General features: G+C 57.6%; 22 protein-coding genes. 6 read left to right on the plus strand and 16 right to left on the minus strand.

Annotated elements, in window-relative coordinates:
• Nucleotides 1-2: 2 nt before the first annotated feature.
• The 9 genes from EKL29_RS09405 to EKL29_RS09445 form a co-directional block, all read right to left on the minus strand.
• The gene (locus tag EKL29_RS09405) at nt 3-2,504 is read right to left on the minus strand and encodes a type VI secretion system Vgr family protein (protein ID WP_126689491.1); all 2,502 of its coding nucleotides are present in this window, start codon (nt 2,502-2,504) and stop codon (nt 3-5) included.
• The gene (gene tssH / locus EKL29_RS09410) at nt 2,501-5,152 is read right to left on the minus strand and encodes a type VI secretion system ATPase TssH (protein WP_126689492.1); all 2,652 of its coding nucleotides are present in this window, start codon (nt 5,150-5,152) and stop codon (nt 2,501-2,503) included. The genes EKL29_RS09405 and tssH overlap by 4 nt, the downstream gene beginning before the upstream one ends.
• A 171-nt stretch (nt 5,153-5,323) precedes the next feature.
• Nucleotides 5,324-5,815, minus strand: a complete 492-nt coding sequence (gene hcp / locus EKL29_RS09415) for a type VI secretion system effector Hcp (protein WP_023325816.1) — start codon at nt 5,813-5,815, stop codon at nt 5,324-5,326.
• A gap of 5 nt (nt 5,816-5,820) precedes the next feature.
• Complete coding sequence (locus tag EKL29_RS09420) at nt 5,821-7,533, minus strand: OmpA family protein (RefSeq protein WP_126689493.1); 1,713 nt, start codon at nt 7,531-7,533, stop codon at nt 5,821-5,823.
• Nucleotides 7,530-8,219, minus strand: a complete 690-nt coding sequence (gene tssL, locus EKL29_RS09425; protein WP_126689494.1) for a type VI secretion system protein TssL, short form — start codon at nt 8,217-8,219, stop codon at nt 7,530-7,532. The genes EKL29_RS09420 and tssL overlap by 4 nt, the downstream gene beginning before the upstream one ends.
• A complete protein-coding gene (gene tssK / locus EKL29_RS09430; RefSeq protein ID WP_126689495.1) occupies nt 8,216-9,556 on the minus strand; it encodes a type VI secretion system baseplate subunit TssK in 1,341 nt (446 codons plus the stop codon). Before tssK ends, tssL begins: the two co-directional genes overlap by 4 nt.
• Before the next feature lie 17 nt (nt 9,557-9,573).
• Entirely contained in the window at nt 9,574-11,121 is a 1,548-nt protein-coding gene (tssC, locus tag EKL29_RS09435) for a type VI secretion system contractile sheath large subunit (protein WP_126689496.1), read from the minus strand.
• Nucleotides 11,122-11,151: 30 nt separating this feature from the next.
• Nucleotides 11,152-11,646, minus strand: a complete 495-nt coding sequence (gene tssB / locus EKL29_RS09440; RefSeq protein ID WP_126689497.1) for a type VI secretion system contractile sheath small subunit — start codon at nt 11,644-11,646, stop codon at nt 11,152-11,154.
• 849 nt (nt 11,647-12,495) lie between these two features.
• Nucleotides 12,496-13,347 carry a helix-turn-helix domain-containing protein gene (locus tag EKL29_RS09445; protein ID WP_126689625.1) on the minus strand — a complete coding sequence of 284 codons (852 nt, stop codon included), beginning with the start codon at nt 13,345-13,347 and terminating at the stop codon, nt 12,496-12,498.
• A 202-nt stretch (nt 13,348-13,549) separates the two neighbouring features.
• On the opposite strand from EKL29_RS09445, the gene EKL29_RS09450 reads away from it, so the two are divergent.
• Nucleotides 13,550-14,449 carry a DMT family transporter gene (locus EKL29_RS09450; RefSeq protein WP_126689498.1) on the plus strand — a complete coding sequence of 300 codons (900 nt, stop codon included), beginning with the start codon at nt 13,550-13,552 and terminating at the stop codon, nt 14,447-14,449.
• Between the two features lie 35 nt (nt 14,450-14,484).
• Here the strand turns inward: EKL29_RS09450 and EKL29_RS09455 are convergent, their stop codons facing one another.
• Nucleotides 14,485-14,721, minus strand: a complete 237-nt coding sequence (locus tag EKL29_RS09455; RefSeq protein WP_084882889.1) for a hypothetical protein — start codon at nt 14,719-14,721, stop codon at nt 14,485-14,487.
• Between the two features lie 275 nt (nt 14,722-14,996).
• On the opposite strand from EKL29_RS09455, the gene EKL29_RS09460 reads away from it, so the two are divergent.
• Nucleotides 14,997-16,217 carry an MFS transporter gene (locus EKL29_RS09460; RefSeq protein WP_120458207.1) on the plus strand — a complete coding sequence of 407 codons (1,221 nt, stop codon included), beginning with the start codon at nt 14,997-14,999 and terminating at the stop codon, nt 16,215-16,217.
• A gap of 120 nt (nt 16,218-16,337) precedes the next feature.
• Here EKL29_RS09460 and EKL29_RS09465 read toward each other — a convergent pair whose 3' ends face one another.
• Nucleotides 16,338-17,213: an SMP-30/gluconolactonase/LRE family protein gene (locus tag EKL29_RS09465; protein ID WP_126689499.1), complete on the minus strand. Its 876-nt coding sequence runs from the start codon at nt 17,211-17,213 to the stop codon at nt 16,338-16,340.
• 263 nt (nt 17,214-17,476) lie between these two features.
• On the opposite strand from EKL29_RS09465, the gene EKL29_RS23275 reads away from it, so the two are divergent.
• Nucleotides 17,477-17,605 (plus strand): hypothetical protein, encoded by a 129-nt coding sequence (locus tag EKL29_RS23275; RefSeq protein WP_257026225.1) that lies wholly within the window; start codon nt 17,477-17,479, stop codon nt 17,603-17,605.
• A 72-nt stretch (nt 17,606-17,677) separates the two neighbouring features.
• Here the strand turns inward: EKL29_RS23275 and EKL29_RS09470 are convergent, their stop codons facing one another.
• From EKL29_RS09470 to EKL29_RS09485, 4 genes are all read right to left on the minus strand, one after another.
• Nucleotides 17,678-17,959 (minus strand): hypothetical protein, encoded by a 282-nt coding sequence (locus EKL29_RS09470; protein ID WP_120458205.1) that lies wholly within the window; start codon nt 17,957-17,959, stop codon nt 17,678-17,680.
• Nucleotides 17,960-18,207: 248 nt separating this feature from the next.
• Nucleotides 18,208-19,011 (minus strand): hypothetical protein, encoded by an 804-nt coding sequence (locus tag EKL29_RS09475; protein ID WP_120458204.1) that lies wholly within the window; start codon nt 19,009-19,011, stop codon nt 18,208-18,210.
• 10 nt (nt 19,012-19,021) lie between these two features.
• Nucleotides 19,022-19,474, minus strand: a complete 453-nt coding sequence (locus tag EKL29_RS09480; protein ID WP_120458203.1) for a universal stress protein — start codon at nt 19,472-19,474, stop codon at nt 19,022-19,024.
• 6 nt (nt 19,475-19,480) lie between these two features.
• Nucleotides 19,481-20,266, minus strand: coding sequence for an IclR family transcriptional regulator (locus EKL29_RS09485; protein ID WP_120458202.1), 786 nt, complete (start codon nt 20,264-20,266; stop codon nt 19,481-19,483).
• 146 nt (nt 20,267-20,412) lie between these two features.
• On the opposite strand from EKL29_RS09485, the gene EKL29_RS09490 reads away from it, so the two are divergent.
• From EKL29_RS09490 to ypdK, 3 genes are all read left to right on the plus strand, one after another.
• A complete protein-coding gene (locus EKL29_RS09490) occupies nt 20,413-22,017 on the plus strand; it encodes an MFS transporter (protein ID WP_126689500.1) in 1,605 nt (534 codons plus the stop codon).
• A gap of 4 nt (nt 22,018-22,021) precedes the next feature.
• The gene (locus EKL29_RS09495) at nt 22,022-23,050 is read left to right on the plus strand and encodes an HlyD family secretion protein (RefSeq protein ID WP_120458200.1); all 1,029 of its coding nucleotides are present in this window, start codon (nt 22,022-22,024) and stop codon (nt 23,048-23,050) included.
• 199 nt (nt 23,051-23,249) lie between these two features.
• A complete protein-coding gene (gene ypdK / locus EKL29_RS09500; RefSeq protein WP_120458224.1) occupies nt 23,250-23,321 on the plus strand; it encodes a membrane protein YpdK in 72 nt (23 codons plus the stop codon).
• A 42-nt stretch (nt 23,322-23,363) separates the two neighbouring features.
• On the opposite strand, the gene alaC is transcribed toward ypdK, so the two are convergent.
• Nucleotides 23,364-24,599, minus strand: a complete 1,236-nt coding sequence (alaC, locus tag EKL29_RS09505) for an alanine transaminase (RefSeq protein WP_120458199.1) — start codon at nt 24,597-24,599, stop codon at nt 23,364-23,366.
• Between the last annotated feature and the right edge of the window lie 25 nt (nt 24,600-24,624).

Consider the following 24,624-nt stretch of genomic DNA (forward strand, 5'->3'; position numbering starts at 1 on the left):
GGTTATTTTTCTCCCTCGAACCGCAGTTTGTCCGTCACCACATTAACCTGCTTCATTAAATTGCCTTTTCCATCTTCAGAGGTTGAGACGGTTTGACTGGCTGCATCCTCACCCTGAATGGCCATTTTCTGCGCTGCCAGAGCTGACCCATCGTAGGCATCAATCGCCTTAGGCGTATAAGAAAAATTCGCGTTTTCCCACTTCTGGGCCGCCTGGCTTATACTCTGTCCACCAAACTTCTGCCACACCGCCCCGCGCTCGATGATTTTGTCCGGCGCCGCACACTCCACCGTTCCGTCCGCTATCCGGATATAACCGCCTCCGCTGGTGAGAATGATTTCCTGCTTCGCGCTGATAATGAGCTTTCCCTCACTGCTGCTGATACGGATATCCTTCAGCGCATCCAGCGTCATCTCATCTCCCTGCGCCTGGATCTCCACCTTCCCTTTGCCGGCAAACATTTTGATGCCAAGCTTTTGCGCATACAGACTTACCCGCTCCCCGGCCGCCACGGTGAATCTTTTCAGCGCACTGAAATCTGTATGCCCGCCGCTGGTGCTGATGATGTTGTCTCCCGCCGACTGCTGCAGGCTTTTTCCTGTCACCTGCGCTATCCCTTCCGGTGCCGAGACCAGCAACGCCGCTTTCTTTAAATCCGTCAGCGCTTCTGACAGCAGCGCCTTCTGCGTCTGCACATCTGCCAGTTCTGCCCTCGCCGCTTCTGCCGCGCTGCGTAACGATTCAACCAGCGACCGCGCCTGCTCCAGATGGCTCATCGCTGCCTGCATATCCAGCACCTGGCCCTGCGCTTTCGTCTGCCCGTCAGCGCTGATAAACATCCCTTTCTGCGCCCGGATGGCGCCCCAGCTGTCGGTTCTGAGTTCAAAACCCTCACCGCGCTTCTGCTTTTCGCTGTCGACCAGGTGCCCGAGGTTCAGCTGGCTCTTGCCGCCGTACTCCGTGCTGACCTTGATATGCTCTTTTCCGCGCTCGTCGTCGAGGCGGATTTTGTTGTTCGCCGGGGTACGCAGGACATTGCGTTTGTAGTTGCGGATGGTGACGTGGTCGCCGTGCGCCGAGTCGTGCAGCACGCCGGCAATGTATGGCCGGTCCGGGTTGCCGTCCTCAAAGCCAATCGCCACTTCGGTGCCCGCCAGCAGCGGCAGATGCAGGCCGTAAGTGTCGCCGGCATACGGGCGGGACTGGCGCACCCACAGGCTCTCGGATCCGGTTTCCCAGGTATCCCGGTCAAACAGCATGTTGACGCGATAGCGACCATCTTTATCGATATGGCCGTAGATGTCGTTTTCGGTGGTACTGGTGACGCGGGCCGGCAGAGTGCCGGCCATCACCGGCCGGTTGCCGGGTTCCGGGCGGAAACCAAAACCGGTGTTATCCGGAATACCGTCAAAATCAACCGCAAAGTCCTTATCACGGCGGGCATGCGTGCGCATCGCCGTGATGACCACGCCCTGCGCAAACACCTCAGCCACTTCGTAACCGCCGGTGACCTTCAGCACCTGACCCGGAAAGAGGGTCGGGCAGCTGGTGATGGCCTGCGTCCGGGTCTGGCCATTCAGGTAGCGTTCGTGACGAATGCGGGCATAAAACGCCCCGGACTCCGGAACCGGATTGCGCTCATGCGCGCTGCCCGGCGTCAGATAATTGTCGGCATAGTGGTACGCTTCCCCGTACGTGGTCGCGTCCCCGCGGGCCGCATCCACCAGGGTGTTCATGTCCTGCGTGGCCTGACGGTAGTTGTAGTCCCGGGTGCTGACCTGCTTCTGCACCACGTTGTGATGGCATTCCATTCCCCAGACCGAATCCACGCCTTTTGAATGCTGGCCCGACGGTGGTACTGACGGCAGGGTTGGGCCTTTCTCGTAACCCTGCTGGCTGTCGTAAAACTCCACCACGTCAATGTTGAGGCGCATGTCGGTGGTGAAGCGGAACCAGATACCCACTTCCCCCAGCAGGCGGGTGATAAAGTGCAGGTCGTCCTCGGCATACTGCATCACCTGCTCACGGCGCGGGTACGCTTTTGCAAGCGAGAAGAGAAAATCCTGGCCGCGCATACCGTGACGTTCGCGCAGGATTTTTTCCACGATTTGCGGAACGGACATGTCCTGATAAATGGCGTTCTGGTGCGATCGGTCGAGCAGCGCCAGACGCGGCTGTAGCGTCAGGGCATAGTGGGTTTCATCTTTTGATGTGCTGAGGCGTTCAAAGCCGGTCACCATCCCCTGAAGGGTGCGCACGGCCTGCTGCACTTTGATGCCGTAACCCTGGTCAACCGGGGCCTGCAGCGTCAGCGAGCCGGGCTTCATCAGCATCATCTCTTTGCTGATGGCATGGTCAGAGCTTGTGAATTCAATACGGTAGCTGAACGGCGTGCTCAGGGCTTCGTCGCCTTCAAACGCCAGTACATCGAGCTCTGCGTCACATCCCTTCACCGCCAGCAGGTGGTGGTTGTGGCTGAATCTGATCGGGGGATTACTGCTCATGCGCGCACTCCTTGTGTACGGTCAAACTCCAGTACGATCCCCTCTTCCTCACTCCAGCTAAGGCATAGCGACTGTGGTTTCTGTCTGGCGGCCATGTGGCTCAGCAGTTGCTGACTCAGCACCGGCAGAATTTGTTGATTGAGCAGACTGTCGACGTTGCGTGCGCCGGTGTCCGGCAGCAGGCAGGCGGCGGCCAGCGCGTCATACAGGCTCTCATCAATCTGCGTGGTCAGGCCGTAGTGACGATGTAAGCGCTTGCTGACCTGTGACAGCTTCATTTCCACAATGGTACGCATGGCCGCTTCGGCCAGCGGGCGGTAAATCACGGTCTGGAAGCGGGCCAGCAGCGCCGGCTGGAAGTGGTCGCGTAAAATCGGGCGCAGCAGTTCGTGCAGGTCTGCTTCAGTGGCGTCCGGCTGCTCATCCAGCAGCTGCATCAGTTGGTCGCTGCCGAGGTTCGAGGTCATCAGGATAACGGTGTTACGGAAGTCGATTTCACGTCCTTCGCCGTCGCGCATAAAGCCACGATCGAACACCTGGTAGAACAGGTTCATTACGTCGCGGTGAGCTTTCTCTACTTCATCCAGCAGCACCACGCTGTACGGACGCTTGCGCACGGCTTCGGTGAGAATGCCGCCCTGACCATAACCGACATAGCCCGGCGGTGAGCCTTTCAGCTGAGAAACGGTATGCGGCTCCTGGTATTCGGACAGGTTGATGGTAATCAGCGATTTTTCACCGCCGTACAGCACATCCGCCAGCGCCAGCGCGGTTTCGGTTTTGCCGACACCACTCGGGCCGACCAGCAGGAACACGCCCTGCGGACCGTTCTCTGATGTCAGCCCTGTCTTTGCTGCGCGAAGGCGCTGGGCAATAGCCTCAAGGGAAACATCCTGGCCGACAACACGGCTGCCGATTTCATTTTCCAGCGTCAGCAGTTCGGTCTGCTCGTCTTTCATCAGGGAAGACAGCGGCACGCCGGTCCAGTCGGCAATCACGTTCGCGACCGTACGGGCATCCACATCCACCTGAACCAGTACGTCACCTTGTTGTGCCTGTCCGAGCTGATACAGGTCGGATATCTCAGCCTGCTGGCTGATGCCCTGGCGGCTGGCCATCAGCTGCTGTGCCAGAGCCTTTTCGTTGCTGAAACGCGCTTCCTGTTCCGCAATACGCGCTTCCAGTTCTGCCCGCTGCTGTTCAATGACACCCAGGCGGTCACCATCACGGTTGCTGCCGGCTGCGATATCTTCCAGCAGCGCCTGTTCTTCCAGCGCCAGTGCATTCAGCTGCGCTTTCAGGCGCACAATTTGTTCCGGCACCGTGTCGAGGCTCATGCGCACGCGTGCCGCGGCGGTATCCAGCAGATCAACAGCCTTGTCCGGCAACTGACGACCGGTCAGGTAGCGGCGCGATAGCGTGACCGCGGCACGGACTGCGTCATCGGTGATATGTACGTTGTGGTGCTCGGCATAACGGGATTTCAGGCCGCGCAGCATCAGGCACGCGGCGTCATCATCCGGCTCGTCCACCTTCACCATCTGGAAGCGGCGCTCCAGCGCGGCATCGCGCTCAAAATACAGCTTGTACTCAGACCAGGTGGTGGCGGCGATGGTGCGCAGTTCACCACGGGCCAGCGCCGGTTTCAGCAGATTAGCCGCATCCGCGCCCCCCGCCTGGTTACCGGCACCGATAATGGTGTGGGCTTCATCGATAAACAGCAAAATCGGGGTGGGTGACTGCTGCACGGCATCGATGACGTTTTTCAGGCGCTGCTCAAATACGCCTTTCACGCCCGCGCCCGCCTGTAACAGGCCAAGGTCGAGGGTACGCAGGATGACCGGCTTAAGAGATTCCGGCACATTACCTTCGGCGATACGCAGTGCCAGGCCTTCGACCAGTGCCGTTTTACCGACACCCGGCTCACCAACCAGGATTGGGTTGTTTTTGCGACGGCGCGAGAGAATATCCACCATCTGGCGGATTTCCGTGTCACGGCCGAACACCGGGTCAATCTTGCCCTCTTTCGCTTTGGCGGTGACATCGAGGGTGAATTTATCCAGCGCGTTCTGCAGCGCAGGGCTCAGTTCCCCCTCTTTCATTTCCACACCAGCCGGACGCCCGACAAACTCCACCTCACCACCGTGGCTCTGTGCCAGTTCATCTTCACGCTGCATTTCCGGACGTTCATCCGATTGCGCATCCAGCAGAGGTCGCAGGCGCTCCAGCTGGCTCTGACCAAGTGTTAATAGCGGCCAAAGGCCGTCACAACGTGCCAGTTTCGGTTTTTCCGTCAGCGCCATCAGCAGGTGCACACTGCGGATACTTTCCTCTCCGGCAAGTGAGGCCTGCATCCAGGCTTCCTGCATCAGTTTCTGAATATCCGCGGATAGCTGCGGGCGGCTGCGTACCGTACGCGGTTGATTATCCAGCCAGCCGAGTAACACCTGCCACAGTGCATCCATATCCCACTCGTAGCGGCGTGCCAGCACCGTCAGGTCACCTTCCCCCTGTTCGAGCAGCTTCAGCAGCCAGTGTTCCGGCAAAATTTCCGCATGGGCACGGGTCTGGCAGAGCGAAGCCGCCTCTTCCATCGCACGGGCACAGTAAGGGTTCAGACGTCGCAACAGGATGGCTGGATTTTCCATAAATCTCTCTCTTTGTCGGTTCCTGGACACGCTACCGCCCATCGCTGTTTCCCGTGAAGGGGACCAAAGCGCATATGGTCAGGCTGGCAGTTTGTGGTTTTCTTTGCTGAAAGCCCGTTTCAGACAGGCACTCAGCAAAAAACTGCGGACAGGGCCCTGTCCGCATCGGGCTTACGCGGTGGCGCGTTCGTTCCAGGAATCGGAATGAATGATGTTGCCGTCTTTGTAGGTCCAGGTGATTTTTTCGTAACGCAGTTCAACGCGTTCAAGGTGGTTGTGCTTCTCTTTAGAAGGATCCTTGATGTCGTACATTTCAGGATTCACTTTCACCACCTTCACGTTTTCCAGTTTGGTGTTGAAGTACTCCACTTCCTGGCCCGCGTCGTTGATTTTGTACCACTTGAATTCCGCAGACTTGAGGGTCTGACCGGTGGTCACAGCCTTGTAGAGGTACGGGCTGGAGGAGTCGATTTCCTTCGTGAACAGGAACGGCGTGTGGATACGGGTGCCGGTCAGCTTGCCAGTGTTGTTATCAGTCGGGATGTAGAGGTTATGCTCCTGCGCCACCACTTCGATGCTGCCTTCACGATCCTGGACGTCCACAGAACCTTTAATGTCCGCACCGCCGTCGTCTTTCAGCCAAAGATAAACAGGAATTGCCATAAGATTTACTCTCCATTTGATTGTGATGCGCCATCATCCTGCGATGGCGCCGGGTGTTTGCCGGGTATCTGACAGGCGTTCGCCTGCGGTACCAGACTGATTTCGACACGACGGTTGAGCGCACGGCCTTCCGGGGTGTCATTGGTTGCGATCGGGCGGTTCTCGCCATAACCCTGCACTGCAAAACAGCTTTCCGGCACGTCGCCGGTGTCACGCATCCAGTTGCGTACCGCTTCGGCACGTTTCAGGGACAGCGTCTGGTTCAGTTGCGGATTGCCGGTGTTATCGGTATGCCCGGACACGACAATCAGCCAGCCAGGCTTCGCCTTAACGCCGACCAGGGAATTGACCAGCATTTTGGTAGAGCCCGCTTTCAGCACGAACTTGCCGGAATCGAACAGCGACATGCTGTCGAGCCTCACAATTGTCGGTACCGGTTTTGGGGTCGGCTGCGGTTTGGGTGGCGGAGGTGGCGGCACATACGAGCGGATCGCTTCCAGCACCGGCATCCGTAGACGTTCCCCTTGATACAGACCGAGGCCCATCCGCATCGGTACGCCATTGCGCGCCTGGCCATCCAGTTCTGCCGCATCGTCACGCAGGACGGCAACGGCGTCGGCTTTTGGGCCGAAATCATGCGCCGGGATACGGTCATAACGGGCAATATCGAAACTCACACGCTGCAGCAACTGGCGATTGTTCCAGCCACTACTGAGCAGCGCTGCAATCGCCGCCAGCGTGAAAAGCCAGAGCGCACAACGGAAGGCTCGCCCACGTGGCGTCAGGCCTCGCCCTTCCGGCAGCAGTGGCAGGATAAAATCTGGGAAGGGGGAGATAACCGTACTGTCCGTTCCCACCGGCCGCCAACCCGCCACCTGCTGCATTGCAGTGTGACGGGAAAGCCAGGCCGTCCAGGCCGATGTGGCCAGACTTCCGGCGAGGATCGGACCCATTCCCCACAGCACCGCAACAGGTACAATGACCGGTACATCGGGGTTCTCATCCATAAAGACAGCCTGGACGTGCTGACGGAACCAGCCTGTCAGGCCGTTCATCAACACCTGTTGCTGCATCGCAGGCGACCCACCGATGGTGACCCATGCAGCGACTGAGGCTGGCGCTGAAGACTCATGCCAGACCCTCACGCCCTCCCCCGGGATAGCCGCCTGCCAGAGCAGGTCATTCGTCATCGCGCTGCCAATCTGACTATTCAGAACCAGCGGCACAGAATGACCTGTTTCTTTACGCAGTCGGCTGATTTGCCAGCGCAGGGCCAACAGACGACTGGTAAGGCGCTCGCTGTCGGCGTGTTTCTGCGGACAGACGCTGACCATCACCGACAGCTGGCGCCCCCAGTCAGGGCGTAACCCCAGTACCTGACGGGCTGCCTGCTCCAGATCCTGATGATCCTCCACGCGGATCCAGCATCCCTGCGTGACCGTGAGCACGGGTGACTGCTGCATACATGCCAGCGGCAGATCGCCACAGACCAGCACCACGGGCTGACGGTAAGTGGCTTCGGGGAGGTCATCCAGACACAGGGTGACGTTATACCCCGCACGACGACTGCCGATAGTCCAGAACGCCAGGATAAGCCCCAGCACTGCCAGCAGAATGAGCAAAGAAACCAGGCGAGTGCCCGGCAGGAAACCCAGGCAGACCACTGCACTCAGCAGGGCGGCCCACAGCGCAAGCCCGCGCTGTTGTGCAGGACTCATTTCACGGCTCCCGGCAGCAGACTCAACAGCGTCTGATCCAGCCAGTAATCCAGTCCCCACCAGAGTGCGGCGACCACCACCACGCTCAGGCCGATACGCACGGGCCATGATGCCAGCCAGCCGCCCATACCTCGTCCGGTACGGCTTTCTGCCAGTACCGGGTGAGTCTGCGGATAGCTAAACGGGGGGACATATTCACTAAGGGCACTGACGAGTTTCTGGCGCTCCGGGTCGTTCAGAGAACGGAAACTGCCGAGGAACCCCAGCATCATGACCCGCTGGAAGCAGGTCACAACAACGTGGTTGGGCGCCGGTTCACGCAGCACATCACGCATCCGAGCGCACAGCGTATCACCGGCGTCCATGGTGCCGAGGAAGTGCCCCTGCAGGGGAATGTCATACCACTGCACACAAGCGTCATCTTCCACGCCACGACCTTTGACCGCCTCATCAAGCAGCGCACACTGTGCAGTGAGAATATGCTGACAGCTGGCTTCATCGAGTTCGCTCGCTTTCAGCTCACGCTGCACGCGTTCGACATCAGCAATGCAGCGCTCCCACAACGTGCGCCCTTCTCCATCCTGAAACGTCGGACCGTGACGCAGGCTGATTACCTGCAGCCAGGTGTCCTGCAGAAGGGCATCAATATCAATCGACGCAGCAGTGCTGCGTTTAGGCTCACTCATGTTCTCATTACCGCAAAGAGCTCAAGTTCTGGCTCGCCGAGCATGCCCGGCACGTAAAACATACAGGTGCCGCCCTGCAGCATTTCGCTGGCCAGAGGATGAGAGATATCAAGGCTGAAATACTGGTTTTCCAGACGCAGTGGAATGGCGGCCGGCACATGACGCAGCGGCGTCAGCGGCACGCCCACCCGAGATGAGTTGACGATACTCCTGACATGATCGGGACTGCCGACCTTGCACTGGCGCGGGAACTGTTCCTGCAGCTGTGCCACCGGTATCGGTGAACGCACGGAGAGGTAGTAATCCGCCCCTTCACGCAGGCGTGGGTCATGCAGACGGGCCTGCCAGAAATGAAGCCGGGCATCATGCTCAAGCTCAATCGCTACCACCCGCGACGGCAGGCTGGCTTCCAGCAGATCGCCCAGTAGGTCAAAGAGCGGCGGGAAGACGTTATTCAGTTGCTCATGCTGCCAGACCGGAATATCACTCACCTGATGCTTAAGCGAGAAGGTCAGCAGACTGCCCGCAAGGCGTGCCAGTTCCGGGTACAGACGCTCCGGTGGACTTTGCGGGTGGCGCTGAAGCTGTCCGAGCACGGGTTCTGCGCTGTTCAGGGCATTGAGCAACCAGAACAGAGACACATCAGCCACGGCAAAATCGGCCATGCGTTCGTTACTTTCACGACGCATGGCCATCAGTCGACTCAGACGGGCACGCAGTTGCGTCATCAGCTGTTCCAACTGAGTTACCAGCCAGCGACTGCCCTGGATGGTCAGGAGCGGGGGGAGAAACGTTTCATCCAGCCCCCATGCGCCCTGAGAGTCTTGCCGCAGACGCGCTACCGGGCAGGTTAGATAATCACTGTTGTTCTGATGGGCGAAACGCAGCGTCAGCTCGGGCTGCATCACTGCAATCTGGCGGGTATCGTCCCCGAAGGTATTGCGAACATCCCGCCAGCGCTGGCGATAGCGAACAGGGCGATCTGCCACCTCATCAGATTTAAGACAGTTGCCGCCATTCGCCCGAAGCAGCGGAAGGGCCAGAACCACCACCACATCCCGTGATTCGCCCTCAAGCGCCAGCACCGGCGGCAGGTCGTCAGCATTATCCGTGTCGATAAGCGTGCCATCGGGAAAACGGATGTGCAGATGACGGGCCTGCAGGCGGCCCAGCTTCAGTGCATCCGTTTCGAAAGTGGCCCCAATCATTCCCCAGGGATGAGAGAGACCCAGTCGGGCAATGCATTCCGCAGACCAGGATGCGTACGCGGCCTGTTGCTGGAAGTGCTGGGGAGAGACCATAACGCCCCTGCCCCAGAACGGTTGTTCCGTTTTCATTGGCTTCCTGCCTTAGTTTATGATTTCGCCTTCGGCATCTGGGAAACCAGCGACAGGTTGACGTCCATGCCTTCTACCTGGAAATGCGGGATAGCGAACAGCTTCACGCGGAAGAAGCCCGGGTTGTCTTCAATGTCTTCCACCACCACTTTTGCGTCGCGCAGCGGGTGCGAGGCCTGAAGTTCATCGCCCGGATCGGTCATTTCAGTCACCAGGCTGCGCACCCAGGTGTTGAGCTCAAGCTCCAGCAGACGGCGATCTTTGGTGGTGCCGATGTTTTCCCGCTGGATCAGCTTCAGGTAATGAGCAATGCGTGACAGCAGGAAGATGTAAGGCAGGCGCGCATTGATACGGCTATTGGCCGTGGCATCCGCCGTATCGTACAGTGCAGGTTTCTGAGTGGAGTTAGCGCTGAAGAAGCAGGAATAATCTCTATTTTTATAGTAACTTAGCGGAATAAAGCCCAGATTCGCAAACTCAAACTCGCGGGTTTCCGGGATCATCACTTCTGACGGGATCTTGACCTGGTTGCCGGTGCCGAGATCGTAGAGATGAATCGGCAGATCCTGCACTGCGCCGCCCGCCTGCGGGCCACGGATCTGTACGCACCAGCCGTTGTTGATAAAGCTGCGCACCATATTGGCGGCGAAGGCAAACGAGGCGTTGGTCCACAAATATTTGTCGTGATCCGGGCCTTTAACTTCTTCCACGTAGTTAAAGCTGCGTACGGGCACGGTGTCCGGGCCATACGGCAGGCGACCAAGCACGCGCGGCATCACCAGACCGATATAGCGAGAGTCGTCAGTTTCGCGGAAAGATTTCCACTTAATGTATTCGGCGCGGTCAAAGTAGTTGCCGATATCCTTAATGGCTGCCACCTCTTCCATTGACTCTTTCAGGAAGAATTTCGAGCCGGCAGAGCCGATAAACGGCATATGCGCTGCGGCAGACACTTTTGAAATGTTGCGCAGCAGGGCAACATCCTGCGCAGACGCATCGAATTCATAGGCAGAAATCAGCGCAGCGAAAGGCTCTCCACCTGGGGTGTCATACTCATCAATATATGTATGTTTATACAGTCCGCTCTGGATGATTTCAGGGCTGTCTTCGAAGTCCTGACGCAGGTCTTCTTTGGACATATCCAGCAGTTCAACCTTCACGTTCTGGCGGAAATCAGTTTTGTCGACCAAGGACTTAACACCACGCCACAGCGACTCCACGGCCTGGAAATCTTCATGATGCATAACCGCATCGAGCTGACGGCTAATCTGGTAGTCCAGCTCGGCGATATGGTGATCGATCAGGGTCTTATCCAGCTTCCTGACGGTTGAACCCGCTTTGCTCAGGCATTCCAGAAAAACCTGCATGCCAGCGGTCAGACGCTCGTCGGCAGTAGCGTCAGACATGGCTTGTGCATCCTGCCAGCTATCCAGCGCGCTCAGCTTTGAGACGGGGTTTAAATTGATTTTCCTGAACAACGAAGCGTAAACGCTGCCCGCTTCCGGACGCTCCTGCATCAGGCTTTCGCTTCCCGCCACATTTTCATTTTGAAGAGTCATAAGCATTCCCTTTAATCCATTAACTCGTTGATGCCCTTAAGCCTTCGGCGCCAGAGCCGATAACTCGCTGCGCAGTTCCGCGCTCAGCGCCGGATCGAGCAGAATTTTTTCCAGCTCTTTACGGAAAGCCTGGTTATCCAGCAAATTCGCTTTCAGATCGCGGAGCAGATTACGCATCGCAAGCATCGCTTTAAGCTGTGGAATCTGCCGCGCCACCTGCTCCGGCGTAAAATCTTTCATATCCCGAAAACCCAGGTGGATATTCTCCTCGCTGCCGTCATTAGCCAGCGTATTCGTAATGGTGAGATTCACTTTTGGAAAATATTCAGAAAGCGCGCTGTTAAAGTTATTTTTATTTACGTTTATTTTCTTCCGCTCCGATAATGGTGCAGTTTCCTGACCATGACTAAAATCGCCTGCAATCAGTAACTTCAGCGGTAATTCCGTCTTTTTATTTGCTCCGCCCGTATGGAGATCGAGCTTAAGGTTAATACGTGCTTTAGGCACTTCACTCTGGAAGCTGTCAGCCATTATTCCGTTCCTCATTGAATTGCTATTTGACAGGAGTCGCAATGCTTTTGCAGCCGAGATAATAGAGCAATAAATCTCCAGGAATCAAACCGTCAAACATTTAACCCGTTATTAGAAACTATTAAATGTTTTACACACAAAGTTAATAGAAAGTTATTAGCCCGGAGAGATTGCCTGGCCACTTTTAACCTTCTGCTTAGCGTTTTTACCTGTAAAGAAGACCCTGGCTAAAACCCTGCCACATCGCGACTTAGTTACTGAAATAAATAAACAAAAACCACCAGAAAGGCAAGCAAGAACGCCTCACCATTCGTTGCTCACCAGCAGATTTTCTCCAGACAAGATTAAGAAATTCCCTCTTATAAAATAAGCCATAATTTGAAGTTACCTGAATAACCAACTTATTATCAGCCGCATCCGTGCTCGACAGAAAGCAATTACAAACGGGAAACCTGTTGCCAAATGACAATCATTTTTCCGTTTCGAGATAATAGGTATTGCAAAATGAGAATGCAAATTTTCAGACAATGACGACCTATTTAAGTTCGAGCCGTAATTTGAATGGATATTCTTCTATCCGTAAAATGCCATTATTCCGCTTTCATAAAGCAAAGCGAACGAAAGGATAGCGTTAAGGATAAGAAGTATATTTTACTCGCTCAGATTCAGAATATAATGATTCTATACGTTTTTATCTGGCAAGAAGGCTGACAGGTCCTGTTAAGCGTCGAATTAATTTCGTCTTATTTGAACAGAGGTGAAATCAGCTTAAAGCCGACTCTCGACGGGATTGCTCTTCTCAGGTGTTATATCCGCCCTGCACAGGATCCAGAAAGGATAGCGTCCGGCTTATATGCCACGCTGGCTGGTGCGATAAACCGAGGGAGAAACGCCATGTATCTGCCTGAAGCGGTTGCTGAAATGGCTGGGCGAATGGAACCCGCAGCTAAAAGCGATCGCCGTCAGAGAGAGGGAATTGTCCGCCAGCATCTCTTTCGCGCGCTGCATACGACGCCGCATCACATACTGATGCGGCGCTTCGCCCAGCGAATGGCGAAACATACGCGCAAAGTGAAACTCGCTCAGCGACGCCTGTTGACTAAGCTGCGCCAGCGTCAGCGGCTGATCGAGGTGCGCTTCAATAAAGGCCAGCAGATGACGCAGCACAGCAGGCGCCAGACCGCCCCGCGTCTGCGGCGCGCGCCACTGCACCTCACTGTAATGCTGCAGCAAATGGGTCAGCAGCAAGGTCGAGGCGCTGCTCAGCATGAGCTGATTGGCGGGCTGTGCCCAGTCGCAGCTGAGCAGAAAATGACGATAGAGCTGCGTAATGCGATCGTCGCTGGCAAACACCTTCTCGTGCAGCTGAAGGTGCGCCGGGCTGCGGTCCCATATCTCTTCCGCCATCTGGCGCAGATGCGCTTCAGTACAATAGAGATGGACGAATGAGAGATCGGACCGCAGGTCCCAGGTGGACTCCACGCCGGATGGCATCAGGCAGAAGCGATCCGGGCCGCCGCCGTTCCGCCAGCCGTAAGGCGTTTTATGCCAGGTATCGTAGCCGTCGGCGATATAGAGGCTGAGAGTATGGTGATTGCTGAGATTAGTAACCCGATCGCCGCTGTTGAACCAGTGCGCCAGCTGAGTGCCGTCATTAAGCCGGGCGTGATGACGCAGCTGGGCTTTATGGCGTTGCAGCATATCAAAAGTCTGGTAGGTCGGGGTGTTCACGGGCGCTCTCCTGCTGACAGATTCTCAGTGTATGAAGAGCCGCATAAAGAAAACAGCCTTATCAGGCGCGACGGCGAAAAAAGCGCAAGAATTTGCAAGTGCGCCGCAAGTCCATGTAAGCCGTTTTCTCCTTTACTGGCGATACTGCTGCCTCAGCTCAAGGAGGCGTGCCATGAATCTCTGTTTATACTTTTCCGTCGTGCTTATCTGGGGCACCACCTGGATCGCAATTTACGCCCAGCAGGCGGCAAGCAGCGGCAGCGTCGGCGCGGCGGTGTTCTGGCGTTTTATCGTGGCGTCGCTGGTAATGCTGGCTGCGCTGAAGGCGATTAAGCGTTTGCGATCGCTGACGGCGCGCGATCACCTCTTCTGTCTGCTGCAGGGCTGCTGCGTTTTCGGCCTGAATTTCCTCTGCTTTTATTACGCGGCTGCCTGGATCAATAGCGGTCTGGAATCGGTTATCTTCTCCATGGCGGTGCTTTATAACGCGCTTAACGGCTGGCTTTTTTTCCGGCAGCGCCCTTCCGTGCGTCTGCTGCCAGCTGCAATGCTCGGCATCGGCGGAATAGTCGCGCTTTTCTGGCTCGACCTACACGGCAGCGAAGCCTCTGCGCCGCTTTTATGGGGGGTCGGCCTGAGCGCTCTGGGTACGCTGGGATTTTCGCTGGGCAATATGATCAGCCTGCGCCATCAGCGTTTGCAGCGCGATGTGCTGACGACCAACAGCTATGCGATGCTCTATGGCGCGCTGATGATGGCGTTGCTGACGCTATTACAGGGCGAATCGCTGCAGCCTGTCTGGAACCGGCAATGGATGGGCGCTGTAGCCTATCTGGCCATCTTTGGCTCTGTCGTCGGCTTTGGCGCCTACTTCACCCTGGTTGGACGCATCGGTGCCAGTCAGGCTGCCTACAGCACGCTGTTGTTTCCGCTGGTGGCGCTGACGCTCTCAACGATCTATGAAGGATATCAGTGGCAGCTGGAGGGATTTGTGGGATTAGCGATGATTCTGGCGGGCAATCTGGTCATGTTTGCGCGGTTTCCAGCGCGGCGAACGCGCGTCCCTGCGTGAAGCGAAGAGCGGGCTGCTGCCCGCCCCGCTTAGCGTCATGCCCGGCGCTGCACAGGTGTCAGTTGATGGGGCCGATTAATCGCCTTACGCGCTATCCAGTAAAGTAACACGCGCTCATCGTCATTATCCTGGTCGGCCATGGAGAGCAGTTTCAAAGCCAGTGTGGATTTGGTCACAGGCTGCTGCTCATCGCTGAGCTCAATCACTGCCTGACCGATAATGCAGCGGACCTCATCCTCACAGCTAAGGGATTCATATGCTCGGTCTTTCATATTTCCTCCTGTTAAGTGAGCTTTAAGCCTGGCAAATATTCTGCCACTCTGCTGCTGAAACCTGTCGAGAGACACATCTGCTTACGTCAGGTAACCAATGATTATCAGGTTGGCGCATTAGTCATACCTTAGCGAAGCGCAATCTCTGCAGTTCATGCCCTGAAAGCGGCATTTCATGACGCGTTTCCCTCCATTCATGCCTTTTTTTACGCGCGCGCGTAGCCTCGCCCTACTCTGGCGTTAGTTTCCAGATTCCCAGACGGGAGAGAAAAATTATGAAGCAGACAACAGCATCCTCTTATCAACGTACCCGGTGGCTGACCCTGGTCGGCACGGTCATCACCCAGTTCGCGCTGGGCTCAGTCTATACGTGGAGCCTGTTTAACGGTCAGCTGGCATCAAAACTCGACGCGTCAGTCAGTCAGGTCGCCTTCTCTTTCGGGCTGCTTAGCCTCGGGCTGGCGGTGGCCTCGTCGCTGGCGGGCAAACTACAGGAACGTTTCGGGGTGCGTCGGGTCGCTATCGGCGCGGGCGTCCTGATGGCAGCCGGTTTCTGGCTGACCGCCCATGCCGATAACCTGATGATGCTCTATCTCAGCGCAGGCGTAATGGTCGGGTTAGCCGATGGCGCTGGCTATTTAATGACGCTGTCGAACTGCGTGAAGTGGTTCCCCGAGCGTAAAGGGGTGATCTCCGCCTGCGCTATCGGCGCTTACGGGCTGGGCAGCCTGGGTTTTAAATTTATCTGTGGCGCGCTGCTGAGCGCGGTCGGTCTGGAGCAGACCTTTATTATCTGGGGCCTGGCGGCGATGAGCATGATTATTCTGGGCGCGCTGCTGATGCGCGATGCGCCTGTTCAGCGCGCAGCGGATCACGCCGCCCGGCAGGCGCGCGACTATACGCTGGCTCAGGCGGTGCGCCTGCCCCAGTACTGGATGCTGGCGCTGATGTTTTTAACCGCCTGCATGAGCGGTCTCTATGTTATTGGCGTCGCGAAAGATATCGGTGAAGGGCTGGTGCATCTTAGCGCGCAAACCGCAGCCAACGCGGTAACGGCGATCGCCATCGCCAATCTGAGTGGACGTCTGGTGCTTGGCGTTCTGTCCGATAAGATGGCGCGGATTCGGGTTATCTCTCTGGCGCAGGTTATTTCGCTGGCGGGAATGGCCATTCTGCTGTTTACCCGCATGAATGAGACCACCTTTTTTGTTTCGCTGGCCTGCGTCGCCTTCAGCTTCGGCGGCACCATTACCGTCTTTCCGTCGCTGGTAAGCGATTTCTTCGGCCTCAATAATCTGACCAAAAACTACGGACTGCTCTACCTGGGCTTTGGCATCGGCAGCGTGCTCGGTTCGCTCATCGCCTCGCTGTTCGGCGGCTTTACCGTCACCTTTAGCCTGATTATGACGCTGCTGGTGATATCGCTGCTGCTGTCGCTGATGATCCGGCTACCGCAGCGCGAACCGCTGACCGAACAGGTGCTACAGCGCAGTTGACGTTAATGCCAGGCTGAAGCGCAGAAGTAGAAAGCGGCCCGCGCCAGGGATGGCGCGGGCCGCTTTTGTCTCTTTACGATGGGCCGAGCCGTCCGCCCGGTGAATCACAGTCGCTGCGCGTTATCCCGGAAACAGCGGCTCCGCGATGCCCGCAACCTCAACCTCTACCGCGAAAATATCTCCCGACTGCGGATAGCGCGCCAGCTCCTCGGCAGTGCGATCCTCACGCGAGCTGGTGATATAGAGCGTCTTCAGGTCAGCGCCGCCAAAGGCGACCATCGTCGGCCAGCGCACCGGCAAAGCAATCTCATCCACAATCTGCGCGCTGACGGGATCGATACGCACGATGCGTCCGCCATCGAACTGTGCAGACCAGTAAAAACCTTCGCTGTCGACTGCCGCGCCGTCCGGCAAACCGCCGTCGGCGTCAAACTGACGGAAAAGCTCCCGCGCGCCCGGCTCACCGTTTTCATCCAGCGGATAGCGGTAGAGCACTTCGTTCGGCGTATCGCTGTGGTACATCCAGCGGCGGTCGGGCGAAAAGGCAATGCCGTTGGAGATTTTGATATCGCGCGCTTTGACCTCCAGCTGCAGCGACGGCGTCACGCGGCAGAGCAGCGCGCCATCCTTGTCCTGCGGCTCCCACAGGCTGCCGCACCAGAAATTGCCCCAGGGATCGACGCGCCCGTCGTTGAAGCGGCTTTTCGCCGCCTCGCCAGGGTTATCCGCAATCTTACGCTGCGGCCTGCCCTGCTCGTCCAGCAGCCAGATACCGCTGCGCAACGCGGCGATCAGCCCTCCCTGTTCGCGCAGGCCGATACAGCCGACCTCTTCCTGCTGCGGAAAGCTCTCCAGCGCGCCGCTGCGCGGATCGAAGCGGTGAATCGCGGGCGCCAGAATATCAACGCACCACAACACCTGTTCGCGCGTCGACCAGGTGGGGCACTCCCCCAGCTCCGCCTGCAACGCCAGTACATTTTTTACTTCGCGCTCCATAATTGTTCCTTTTTATTTGGCATCAACATACTTTAGCCTGAATTCGATACTCTGGGTGGGAAGGTCGCGCTTGCTTTTCAGAATTATCTTGCCGATAATCTTTTTTATTCAGCCTGTTCCGATAGGCTTATTTAAAGCACCTCGGCCTACTGCTGTTAATGAAATATTCTGAAATATCTCTCTAAATAACTCTACATTCGCTGCATCATCACTCCACTATTCCGGCGTAATGTCATACCTATCGGAAAAGAGGAGAGCTTCCTGTGAAAAAAATCGTTAAAGTTGCAACCGTTTTTGCCGTTATCTCTATGCTGAGCGGATGTATTATCGACAGAGGACATGGCGGCGGCTGGCACCACGGCGGCGGTCATGGCTGGCACCATTACCGCTAAGGGCAAAGATTTCACACAGCAAAAAATAAAAAAAGGGCGGGATATTACCCGCCCATTTCATTATTTTATCGTTTAGCTTTTTATTGCGTAGTTACACTGGAACCAACTGGTTTTCAGCCCCGGAATATGACTGTCTTTTGGCGTCAGCGCCTCAACTTTATCAAATCCTTTCCTGCTGCAATAATCCGCCAGATCCAGCTCCATCGCATCTTTGTTTAATTTTTGCGGATCGTAACGGTACTGTACGGTATTTGCGCTTGGATCTTCATCGACGCGTTCAAAACCTCCCGGCTTGCTGACGCTACAGCCGGTCAGCAATAACAGCGCTATCGCGCTGGCGATAATAGATTTCATCTTTCTTCCTCACATTGCTGCCGCAGTTTAAGCCGCGTCGCTTACGTCGGCTATCGGAAAACTGCCCAACATAAATCATTTTTCTAAGTTTCTACCGATTAAATTGATACAACCAAACGGTTATCACTATCAATCAAAGCGTGCGATGATGCATTCAGACAAAACAGCGTCTGCACCACACCAGGTGATACTCAAGAAGACATTCAGATTGATTTTAGGCCCGCGCTGAGCGGGCTTTTTTTCGCCCCTCAGCCAGAGAGAGCCACCATTCTACGCAACAGATTCGCGGCGCGTTTGTCCGGCAATGCGAGAATAGCGCTGTAGAGATCGATCGACATCGCGCACATAGACGAACGATCGACCGCCGTATCGGCGGGCATATTGAGCTGCTGCAGCTTGTCGCCCCATTTTTTATAGAGCGTCGCCACGATACGCTGCAAATCCTGCTGCGCCTGCGGCTGATCCACGGGCAAATCCGCGCCGCGGCTGGCCAGCAACAGCTGCTCCGTCGCCGCGGCGTCCTGAGCGTTAAGCGCAGGCGGCAGCGTTTTCACCAGGTTGATTCCGCCGCTGACCTGCGGATAGAGAAAACGAAAGCAGAGCTGCGGATCGTGGCGGCCCAGCGCCTGCATCTCATTTACCGAGACGCGAATATAGCTGACCACGGCCCCATCCGGGGCGCGCATCAGACGCTGGTTAATGATATCGGCCAGCCAGCCGCGCAGCTCGCCCGTCGCCTGCTGCGGTGATTCTCCGAGGCGCAGCTTGTGCTGTAGCTCCTGCACCAGCAGCTGCCAAAGCGCAGGCTCCTGGGTTTGCAGTACGCGATAGCCCGGCGTTTGCGCCAGGTAATCTATCGCCGCCTGCCGCTGTGCGGCGCGCTGCTGCTGCGGCTTCAGCCAGCTAAACCAGAGCAGATTCGCCAGCAAAAGCGGCAGCAGGAAAAGCACGACGCCCTGCCAGGCGCGCAGCCGGGTGGTTTTTATCAGGACAACGATAATAAGCGCCAGCAGCGCAAAGGCTGCCAGCGTGACGATCCACAGCGAGGTCATGCGAAGTTGCTCAATCCTTACGAACGTCGATTAATACCGGACAGTGGGCGCGCTCGATAACCGCCGCGCTTACCGATCCTTTTAACAGTCGATTAAAAGAGGAGAGATGACGGCGTCCCATGATGATCATCTGCGCATCAAGCTGCTGCGACTGGGCGACGATAGTATCCGCTGCTTCGCCTGCGACAATCAGCCCGCGCGCGTCGACGCCGGCGCGCAGCAGCGGCGCCAGCGCATGGCGCACCACCAGTTCGGCGGTATTCTGCTCATCCTGCGCCACGGCGAAATCTTCCGGATCTTCTCCGGCGGTGATATCTATCGGCTGGTTGCAGGAGGAGTAAGCAGGATCGACACAGCACAGCACCACAACCTGCGCTTTGTGCGCCAGCGCCTCTTCTATCGCCGTCGCGATCACTTTCTCGGCGACCGGCGAATTATCAACAGCCATCAGCAGTGTTTTCATCAGAGTTTATCCTTCAACAGCGGCGATTTTGCCGATTTCGCGTATCAGCGCCTCTTTGCATTTGAGCATCTCTTCACGGTAAGCCTCTTCATTTTTCTGAAAACGCGCCGTCGGCACCAGCAGAGAGACAGAAAAACGGCCAAACAGCGTATCCAGCGCCACCGCCATAGTGGAGATGCCTTCAAGCGTTTCGCCGCGATCGTAAGAGATGCCGGTTTTACGCACCTCATTAATAAGCGTCAGCAGCTGCGGCAGCGTTTTTACGGTTTTATCCGTCAGCTCGCGCCAGGCTTCGCCCACCATTACGCGTACGTCGTCGTCGCACTCCAGCGCCAGCAGTGCGCGGCCGCCCGAGGTGCTGTAAAGCGGCAGGTTCAGCCCCATGCGCGGCACCACGCGTAATTCGCGCGACGCCACCACATAGTGAATGATAGTCAGTTGGGTGCCGCTGGCGCGCGACAGCGAAACCGTTTCATTGGTCGCCGCGCACAGCGCTTCCAGCTTGGGCCGCACCAGATCAACGACGTCAGTATGAACGCTTGAGATAAGTTTCAGCAGCGCCGGGCCAAGGCGCAAGCCGCCCGCGCCGCTGCTGCGCACCAGCTGGGCGCTGTCGAGCGCGGCGATGATGCGCTGCACCGTAGAGCGCGGCAGATCCACCGCCTGCGCGATTTCGCCAAGACTCATGCCGCCGGGATGCTCTCCCAGCGCGTTGAGGATTTTTGCCGCGCGCGCGATGACCTGAATACCGCCCGATTTTTCATCTTCGCGGCTGGATGGAAGTTTTGCCATGGGTCGTCCTTTTCAGCTGCCTTACTCTACCGCGAAAAAGGCACAATTTACAGCATGTACCACATTGCAATACAGCATATCGGAATGTAAGATCGCGCCCTGTATCACATCGCAATACACTGCATCATAATAACGAGAAGCCTGCTATGACCGCTCAGCCTGCCGCTGCGCCGACGCCGCACCCTTTTACGCTTCGCCTCGCCCTGGGGCTGATCGGCGTGCTTATCGCTGCCCTGACATCAGGTCTGAATGACCGCGTGACCGATATCGCGCTGGCTGATATCCGCGCGGCCATCGGCGTCAGTTATGACCAGGGTAGCTGGATCGTCTCCTCTTATCAGGCCGCCGAAGTGGCAGCAATGATGATCGCGCCCTGGTTCGCCGTCACCTTCTCACTGCGCCGCTTTTCGCTGACGGTTTCAACCGGCTTTCTGCTGTGCGGCATTCTGCTGCCGCTGGCGCCCTCGCCCGGCAGCTTTATCATCCTGCGCGTTCTGCAGGGGCTGTTCGGCGGCGCGTTGCCGCCGATGCTGATGACCGTCGCGCTGCGCTTCCTGCCGCCGCCGCTTAAACTTTACGGGCTGGGCGGCTATGCGCTTACGGCCACCTTCGGCCCCAATATGGCCGCCTCGCTGGCGGCGTTCTGGACGGACGACGTCAGCTGGATGTTTGTGTTCTGGCAGGTGGTGCCGCTGATGCTGATCGCCATGCTGCTGTTCGGCTGGGGTCTGCCGCAGGATCCGCTGCGCCTGGAGCGCTTTAAGCAGATCGATCTGTTCGGCATGCTTACCGGATGCAGCGGCATGGCGCTGCTGGTGCTGGCACTGACGCAGGGTGAACGTCTGGACTGGTTTGACTCGCCGCTGATCGCCGCCATGCTGCTGGCCGCCCTGCCGCTACTGCTGGTGTTTCTGATTAACGAGTGGTTTCATCCGCTGCCGCTGTTCCGGCTGCAGATGCTGTCGCGCCGCAATCTGACCCACGGCCTGCTGGCGCTGGCCACCGTGCTGGTCGTCTCGCTTTCCGGCTCGGCGCTCCCTTCCGCCTATTTCGGTCAGGTAGAGGGGTTCCGCACCCTGCAGTTCGCGCCGCTGGCGCTAACCGTCGGCCTGCCGCAGCTGCTGATCGCGCCGCTGGTTGCCGCGCTGCTCAATATTCGCTGGATCGACTGCCGCTGGGTGCTGGCGGCGGGCGTCGCGCTGCTGATTACCGCCTGCCTGCTCGGCTCGCAGATCACCAGCGACTGGGCGCGTCAGAACTTCTGGACGCTGCAAATTTTACAGGCGTTTGGACAGCCGATGGTGATCCTGCCGATTCTGATGAGCGCCACCAGCGTGGTTGCGCCGCCGGAAGGGCCCTTCGCCTCGGCGATGTTTAATACCGTGCGCGGCTTCTCCAGCGTGGCGGCCTCGGTGCTGGTAGAGGTTTTTCTCAGCCACCGGGAGAAGATCCACTCCAACGTTTTGCTGGACCAGGCCGCCAGCCGCCCCTGGCTGATGAGCGCGACGAACAGCGCAGACGCAGACGCCAGCCACCCGCTGCTGATGGATGGCAGCGTCAGCAGCAGCGAGAATCTCAGCGGCTTCGCCACCCTGGTCAGGCATCAGGCTACGGTGCTCGGCCTGAGCGACAGCTGGCTGATGCTGATTGCGTTCGCCGCGCTGCTGCTGCTGCTGACTGCCTGGCTGCCGAAGCGCGTCTGGCCGCCACAAACCCTGATTCAACCTGCCTCTTCGACATCGAGAAAATAAGATTATGCGTGCTTTAGTAATGAGAAAAACCGTGCTGCTGAGCCTGTTGTTGCTGGTTTTGCTGGCCATCGCGTTTTTTATCTGGTCAACGATGACCGGCAACGATCACCGCACCAATGATGCTTACGTCAACGCCGACTACACGCTGGTGGCGCCGAAAGTTTCTGGCTATATCGCCGAGGTGAAGGTACAGGATAACCAGCAGGTAAAATCGGGCGACGTGCTGGCGACGCTGGACGACCGCGACTATCGCGTGGCGCTGGAGAGCGCCGAGGCGGATTTGCAGGTCAGCCAGGCGAAATTACTCAGCAGCCAGGCGCAGCTGGAGCAGCAGCAGTCAGCTATTGAGCAGTCAAAGGCGACCCTGGCGGCTAACCAGGCGACCGCGCAATATGCCGGTCAGAACGCCGAGCGCTACAACCGCCTGTATAAAAGCGGCACCGTTGCCGCTGACGATCAGCAGAAGGCGAGCTCGACCCAGCGCTCCGCCGCTGCGGCGGTACGCCAGAGTCAGGCTGCCCTACTCTCCGCCGTGAAAGAGATCGGCGTGCTGCAGGCGGCGGTTCGTCAGGCACAGGCGGATGTGGCAGCAGCGCAGGCGAGCGTGGATCAGGCGCGCCTGAACCTCTCTTATACGCGCATCGTTGCGCCGGTGGATGGCATGGTGGGTCAGCGTGCGGCGCGCGTCGGCGCTTACGTTTCCGCCGGGACGCGTCTGCTGGCGGTGGTGCCGCTGCAGCAAACCTATATTACGGCGAACTATCTGGAGACGCAGCTCAGCGACGTGCGCCAGGGACAGCGGGTGCATATCACCATCGATGCACTGCCGGGCAAACATTTTACTGGCCATGTCGACAGTATCGCGCCGGCGACGGGTGCGACCTTCTCGGCGATTTCACCCGATAACGCGACAGGTAACTATACTAAGGTCGTCCAGCGGCTTCCGGTGAAAATCGCGCTGGATACGAACCAGCCTGGCCTGTCGCAGCTGCGGGTTGGTATGTCGGCGATCCCTGAGATTGAAGCAGAGTAAAGCGTGATGCATCTCTCATAATGGTCCTATTTATTTTAGGATCGATTACGCGTAAATTAGCGCTCGATCCTGTTCTGAGTTACTCAGAACGACCTGAGAAAATGCCTGAGGCGATGATGACCTGATGCGTTTTTCTCAATCTGTTCGCGTTGCGCTGGCCTGGGATCGCTCTCGTCGTAACCGCTCAGAGGAGTTGTTTGTGAAATACGCCTTGATGGGAATCTCTTTCTTTGTGCTGCTGTGGGTCGGCACCTTTGTGCTGATGATGTAGCGCAAGCGCACTGGGGCGACAGCGTTGTCGCCCCGATTAGTGTTATTCAGCCTCTTCCACCGCTTTTACGCTGCCCGGCAGAATACCGTCCGCGCGGAACATCGCTTTAATCCCCCGCACCGCCTGACGAATGCGATCGCTGTTTTCTATCAGCGCAAAACGCACGTGGGTATCGCCGTAATCGCCGAAGCCGACACCCGGCGAGACGCAGACCTTCGCCTCCTGCAGCAGCTTCTTAGCGAACTCCAGCGAGCCGAGAGCGGCGTAGCGGTCGGGAATTTTCGCCCAGACGTACATTGACGCTTTCGGGTTCTCCACCATCCAGCCCGCCTCATGCAGCCCTTTCACCAGCACGTCGCGGCGACGCTTGTACTGCTCGGCGATATCGCGCACGCACTGCTGGTCCCCTTCCAGCGCGGCGATAGCCGCGACCTGCAACGGGGTAAAGGTGCCATAGTCGTGATAGCTTTTAATGCGCGCCAGCGCGGCGACCAGCTCTTTATTGCCCACCATAAAACCGATGCGCCAGCCCGCCATATTGTAGCTTTTCGACAGCGTGAAGAATTCAACCGCCACGTCGCGCGCGCCAGGCACCTGCATAATCGAAGGCGCTTTCCAGCCATCGTAAACGATATCGGCATAGGCGAGATCGTGCACCACCAGCACGTTGTACTGTTTCGCCAGCGCGATAACCCGCTCGAAAAAGTCCAGTTCGACGCACTGCGCGGTGGGGTTCGACGGAAAGCCGAGGATCATCATTTTCGGTTTCGGGTAGCTTTCGCGGATCGCCCGCTCCAGCTCGGCGAAGAAGTCGATGCCCGCCACCAGCGGCACCGAGCGCACCTGCGCGCCAGCGATTACCGCGCCGTAGATATGAATGGGGTAGCTGGGATTGGGCACCAGTACGGTATCGCCGTGATCCAGCGTCGCCAGCATCAGGTGCGCCAGCCCCTCTTTCGAGCCGATGGTGACGATAGCTTCGGATTCCGGATCGATCTCGACCTGATAGCGTTCGGCGTACCAGCGCGAAATGGCGCGGCGCAGACGCGGAATACCGCGCGAGGTCGAATAGCCATGCGTATCCTCGCGCTGCGCCACCTGACAAAGTTTTTCCACGATATGCGGCGGCGTAGGGCCGTCAGGGTTCCCCATCGAGAGATCGATGATATCTTCGCCGCGCCGACGCGCAGCCATCTTCAACTCAGCGGTAATGTTAAACACATAGGGGGGAAGGCGATCGATACGCGAGAAACGACGGGGTGTGCTGTTATCAGCCATAATGTCCTCTTGAATACGTAAGCGC

Source organism: Pantoea sp. YU22 (assembly GCF_003970755.1).
GTDB lineage: Bacteria > Pseudomonadota > Gammaproteobacteria > Enterobacterales > Enterobacteriaceae > Pantoea > Pantoea piersonii.

Excerpts from the sequence above, each read along its gene's own strand:
- EKL29_RS09485 (WP_120458202.1), bottom strand. The coding sequence starts at position 20,266 with ATGGCAAAACTTCCATCCAGCCGCGAAGATGAAAAATCGGGCGGTATT.
- EKL29_RS09470 (WP_120458205.1), bottom strand. The coding sequence starts at position 17,959 with ATGAAATCTATTATCGCCAGCGCGATAGCGCTGTTATTGCTGACCGGC.
- EKL29_RS09455 (WP_084882889.1), bottom strand. The coding sequence starts at position 14,721 with ATGAAAGACCGAGCATATGAATCCCTTAGCTGTGAGGATGAGGTCCGC.
- hcp (WP_023325816.1), bottom strand. The coding sequence starts at position 5,815 with ATGGCAATTCCTGTTTATCTTTGGCTGAAAGACGACGGCGGTGCGGAC.
- EKL29_RS09405 (WP_126689491.1), bottom strand. The coding sequence starts at position 2,504 with ATGAGCAGTAATCCCCCGATCAGATTCAGCCACAACCACCACCTGCTG.
- alaC (WP_120458199.1), bottom strand. The coding sequence starts at position 24,599 with ATGGCTGATAACAGCACACCCCGTCGTTTCTCGCGTATCGATCGCCTT.
- EKL29_RS09445 (WP_126689625.1), bottom strand. The coding sequence starts at position 13,347 with ATGCTGCAACGCCATAAAGCCCAGCTGCGTCATCACGCCCGGCTTAAT.
- EKL29_RS09465 (WP_126689499.1), bottom strand. The coding sequence starts at position 17,213 with ATGGAGCGCGAAGTAAAAAATGTACTGGCGTTGCAGGCGGAGCTGGGG.
- EKL29_RS09420 (WP_126689493.1), bottom strand. The coding sequence starts at position 7,533 with ATGAGTCCTGCACAACAGCGCGGGCTTGCGCTGTGGGCCGCCCTGCTG.
- EKL29_RS09480 (WP_120458203.1), bottom strand. The coding sequence starts at position 19,474 with ATGAAAACACTGCTGATGGCTGTTGATAATTCGCCGGTCGCCGAGAAA.
- EKL29_RS09460 (WP_120458207.1), top strand. The coding sequence starts at position 14,997 with ATGAAGCAGACAACAGCATCCTCTTATCAACGTACCCGGTGGCTGACC.
- EKL29_RS09495 (WP_120458200.1), top strand. The coding sequence starts at position 22,022 with ATGCGTGCTTTAGTAATGAGAAAAACCGTGCTGCTGAGCCTGTTGTTG.
- tssB (WP_126689497.1), bottom strand. The coding sequence starts at position 11,646 with ATGGCTGACAGCTTCCAGAGTGAAGTGCCTAAAGCACGTATTAACCTT.
- EKL29_RS09475 (WP_120458204.1), bottom strand. The coding sequence starts at position 19,011 with ATGACCTCGCTGTGGATCGTCACGCTGGCAGCCTTTGCGCTGCTGGCG.
- tssL (WP_126689494.1), bottom strand. The coding sequence starts at position 8,219 with ATGAGTGAGCCTAAACGCAGCACTGCTGCGTCGATTGATATTGATGCC.
- tssK (WP_126689495.1), bottom strand. The coding sequence starts at position 9,556 with ATGAAAACGGAACAACCGTTCTGGGGCAGGGGCGTTATGGTCTCTCCC.
- EKL29_RS09490 (WP_126689500.1), top strand. The coding sequence starts at position 20,413 with ATGACCGCTCAGCCTGCCGCTGCGCCGACGCCGCACCCTTTTACGCTT.
- EKL29_RS09450 (WP_126689498.1), top strand. The coding sequence starts at position 13,550 with ATGAATCTCTGTTTATACTTTTCCGTCGTGCTTATCTGGGGCACCACC.
- tssH (WP_126689492.1), bottom strand. The coding sequence starts at position 5,152 with ATGGAAAATCCAGCCATCCTGTTGCGACGTCTGAACCCTTACTGTGCC.
- tssC (WP_126689496.1), bottom strand. The coding sequence starts at position 11,121 with ATGCTTATGACTCTTCAAAATGAAAATGTGGCGGGAAGCGAAAGCCTG.